The sequence below is a fragment of the Aquabacterium sp. UBA2148 genome, from assembly GCF_002328915.1.
Classification (GTDB): domain Bacteria; phylum Pseudomonadota; class Gammaproteobacteria; order Burkholderiales; family Burkholderiaceae_C; genus Aquabacterium; species Aquabacterium parvum.
Genome location: NZ_DCXA01000051.1, coordinates 7,867 through 11,321 on the forward strand (window position 1 = coordinate 7,867; position 3,455 = coordinate 11,321).

The following is a 3,455-nucleotide window of genomic DNA, read 5'->3' on the forward strand; positions in this document are numbered from 1 at the left end:
TGTGTCGAGGGCCGACAGGTCGAGCCGATACCCTCGCCCACGCACCGTCTGGATCAGGGGCTGAAAGGGGTTGCGGGCATGCAGCTTCTGTCTCAAACGCGAGACCAGCAGGTCCACGGCCCGGCTGTCCGTGGCCCGATCGCGCAGGGGCAAGGCCGCGGTGAGGTCCGCGCGCGAGAGCAGTCGGCCGGGTTGGCTCAGCAAGGCCTGAAGCAAGCGGCACTCGGCCCGTGTCAGCGGAACCGGGGGCTCGCCATGTGCTTGCAACTGCTGTCGCAATGCATCGAACTCCCACTGACCGAGGCGGGCTTGATGGCGAGGTGTCGTGCTGGGTGGTCGCATGCGCCGGATGGCGGCACGGATGCGCGCGGCCACCTCGCGCGCGTCCGATGACTCGTCCACGCAATCGTCGGCGCCACTCTCCAGCGCCAGGATGCGGGTGGTGTCGTCGCCGTTCGGGGTCAGGGCCAGGATGGCCGTTTGCCCCTGCTCATGCAGCCAGCGGCACATCCGCAGCACAGGCTCGCAGGCATCGAAGCTGGCAATGAGCACCGCAGCCACGTCGTGTTCGCGCACGGCCACTTCAAGTTCATGTTCTCGGACAAGGCAACGCAGGTCGATGCCATGCCGGGGCAGTTGCGCCACCAGCGCAAAGGGTTCAGCGGTGGCACAGGCGGCCGGCCGCACGAGGATGCAACGGGGTGCGGTCATGTCGCAGGACTTCAAGGTGCAAGGCGACTTTCATCCTAGGCATTCGTGCGCACCGTGGGCCGCAGTGTGTGTCAAGGTGGGTAAAAGTCGGGTGCCTGATCAAGCGACAGCGCACGCCCGAAGCGATACTCGCGGCGCGATGAAAAAAATCCTGCTCGTCGATGACGACATCGAGCTGACCGGCATGCTCGCGCGCTACCTCAAGCGCGAGCAGTTCGAGGTTGAACTGGCCCACGATGGTGAGTCAGGCGTGCGCCTGGCCCTTCAGGGCGGCCATGCGCTCATCGTGCTTGACGTGATGATGCCCAGGCTGTCAGGCATGGAAGCCTTGCGCCGCATTCGCGCCAACCGGCGCACGCCCGTGATCATGCTGACCGCTCGTGGCGACAACATCGACCGCATCGTGGGCCTGGACATGGGGGCCGACGACTACGTGCCCAAGCCGTGCACGCCAGGCGAGCTGGTGGCACGCATCCGGGCCGTGCTCCGGCGCACCGATCCCCCGCCCGAAGCAGAACCGTCACCCCCGTCCGCGGACGTCATCGAAGCCGGCTTGCTGAGCATGTGGCCCGGCCGCCGCGAAGCCACCTGGCGTGGCCAGGTGCTGAGCTTGACCGGCACCGAGTTCGTGCTGCTGCTGACGCTGGCTCGGCACGCGGGGCAGCTCATGCCCAAGGCCGATATTTCGTTGCAGGCATTGGGCCGGCCCTTGACGCCTTATGACCGGCGCATCGACGTCCACCTCTCCAGCGTCCGGCAGAAGCTGGGCCTGCGTGCCGATGGCCAACCCTGGATCCAGAGCGTGCGTGGCCTGGGCTACCAATTGCTGAAAGACTGAGCCATGTCCTGGTGGCCCCGATCGCTGTTCCTCAAGTTCTTCCTGACCTTCTGGGTCGCGACCTTGCTGGCTTTCGTGGCCGGTCGCTTCGTGATGGACTGGGCGGGTTTCGGGGCGCCTCGCAAAGACCGATCGGACGTGATCGACGTGCGGCCGCCCGGTTCTCAGGTGCCACCACCCCCTTGGCCCGGCACCTTGCCTTCGGCCCCGATGGTGGTCCCTGGTGAGGCCCCGAGTGAGACCCCGGGTGAGGCATCGGGCATCGCCTCGAGCGGGCCTGCGAGCGCCACGTCCGTCGCCCCTGTTGCACCCGGCAACCATTGGCCAGCGCCCGGCGTGCGGCCCAGGCCGCCTGGCCCACCGCCACCAGGCCCGGGCAGCCGCTACTTCTTCCTGGTGCCCATCGTTTCTGGCGTGGTCAGCAGCCTGCTGGCCAGCCTGGCGCTGGCCTGGTACCTGACCAAACCTTTGCGCCAGCTGCACTGGGGCGTGGACCGCGTGGCCGCTGGCCGCTTTGACACCCGCATCCGCCCGCTGATGGGCCGCCGCAGCGACGAGATCGTTGACCTCGCCGATCGCTTCGACCGCATGACCGAGCAACTGCAGCAGCTCACCGAAGCGCGCACGCGTCTGTTTCATGACCTGTCACACGAACTGCGCTCGCCGCTGGGGCGCATGCGTGCGGCCATGGGCCTGCTGCGCCAGGACCCGAGCGAGGCGGTCACCATGGTCGAGCGCATCGACCGAGAAATCGAGCGACTCGATGGCCTGGTCAACGAACTGCTGACGCTGCACCGCTTGGAGGCCGGCGCCAGCCATCAGCGCAACGACCACATCGACCTGATCGAGCTGCTGCAAGGCATTGCCGAGGACGCCAGCTTCGAAGCGGCCTCGGCTGGCAGGCGCCTGGTGCTGCAGGCGCCAGGGCGCTTTGTGGCGCAGGTGGATGGCGAACTGCTCTACCGTGCCTTTGAAAACGTGGTCCGCAACGCCATCAAGTTCACCGCGCCGGACACAGCCGTCGAAGTGAGCGCCAGCGTCATCACCGATGAGGCTGGGCGGCGCCTGAAGGTGAGCGTGGCCGACCGAGGGCCGGGCGCATCGGATGCCCTGCTCAAGGCCATGTTCGACCCCTTTGTGCGCGGCGACAACGGCACCCAGGGCGTGGGCCATGGCCTGGGCCTGGCCATCGCGCGGCGGGCGGTGCGTGCACACGGTGGCGACATCGCCGCGCGCCGCCGAGACGGCGGTGGGCTGGTGATCGACATCGTGCTGCCGCAAAGCATCAGTGGCCACGACCCTGTTGACCAGTCAGGCTCAACCGGGGGCGCAGGCGTGCCGTCTCAGTCCGCCTGAGCCAGCGCCACGCCCTGCTTCAGCCCTTCATCAACTTGGCCGACAGCCACACCGAGCCCGGTTGGTACCACGAGCCCAGCAAGCGCACGAAGAAGTCCATGATCTTCGCGTCAGGGCCCACCAGCACGCGGCGCTTGTTGCCCTCGACCGCGCGCAGGATCTGCAGCGCAGCGCTCTCGGCGGTCGTCACGTTGAGCATCTTGTCAAAGCGCGAACGCGCGGCTTCGGCCTGACCGCCGGTGGCCTTGTTCATGCTGTCGTCCATCTTGGCCGCCCGCGCGATGTTCGTGCGGATGCCACCCGGGTGCACGCAGGTGGCGCTCACGCCGCAGGCGGCCATGTCGAGCTCCTGTCGCAACGCTTCGGTGTAGCCGCGCACCGCGAACTTGCTGGCGTTGTAAGTGCCTTGCGTGGGCGAGGCCAGCAGGCCGAACAGGCTGGACGTGTTGACGATGTGGCCCTCACCGGCGCGCTTGAGGTGCGGCAGGAAGGCCTGCGTGCCCCACACCACGCCCCAGAAGTTGATGCCCATGATCCACTCGAAGTCTTC

Annotated in this window: 4 protein-coding genes; 2 read left to right on the forward strand and 2 right to left on the reverse strand. The window is 67.5% G+C overall.

Translation table 11 applies throughout. The annotated features are described in order from the left end of the window. A partial coding sequence (locus tag B2W70_RS02715) for a winged helix-turn-helix domain-containing protein (protein WP_286742589.1) occupies positions 1-711 on the reverse strand: 711 nt, incomplete at its 3' end. Positions 712-850: 139 nt separating this feature from the next. On the opposite strand from B2W70_RS02715, the gene B2W70_RS02720 reads away from it, so the two are divergent. Together B2W70_RS02720 and B2W70_RS02725 are read left to right on the forward strand one after the other, a co-directional pair. Continuing rightward, the gene (locus B2W70_RS02720) at positions 851-1,549 is read left to right on the forward strand and encodes a response regulator (protein ID WP_286742590.1); all 699 of its coding nucleotides are present in this window, start codon (positions 851-853) and stop codon (positions 1,547-1,549) included. A 3-nt stretch (positions 1,550-1,552) separates the two neighbouring features. Further along, complete coding sequence (locus tag B2W70_RS02725) at positions 1,553-2,905, forward strand: HAMP domain-containing sensor histidine kinase (RefSeq protein ID WP_286742591.1); 1,353 nt, start codon at positions 1,553-1,555, stop codon at positions 2,903-2,905. Between the two features lie 19 nt (positions 2,906-2,924). Here B2W70_RS02725 and B2W70_RS02730 read toward each other — a convergent pair. After that, on the reverse strand, positions 2,925-3,455 hold a 531-nt coding region (locus tag B2W70_RS02730; protein ID WP_286742593.1), incomplete at its 5' end, for an SDR family NAD(P)-dependent oxidoreductase.

Coding starts and splice junctions, on each gene's coding strand:
- B2W70_RS02720 (WP_286742590.1), top strand. CDS start 851: ATGAAAAAAATCCTGCTCGTCGATGACGACATCGAGCTGACCGGCATG.
- B2W70_RS02725 (WP_286742591.1), top strand. CDS start 1,553: ATGTCCTGGTGGCCCCGATCGCTGTTCCTCAAGTTCTTCCTGACCTTC.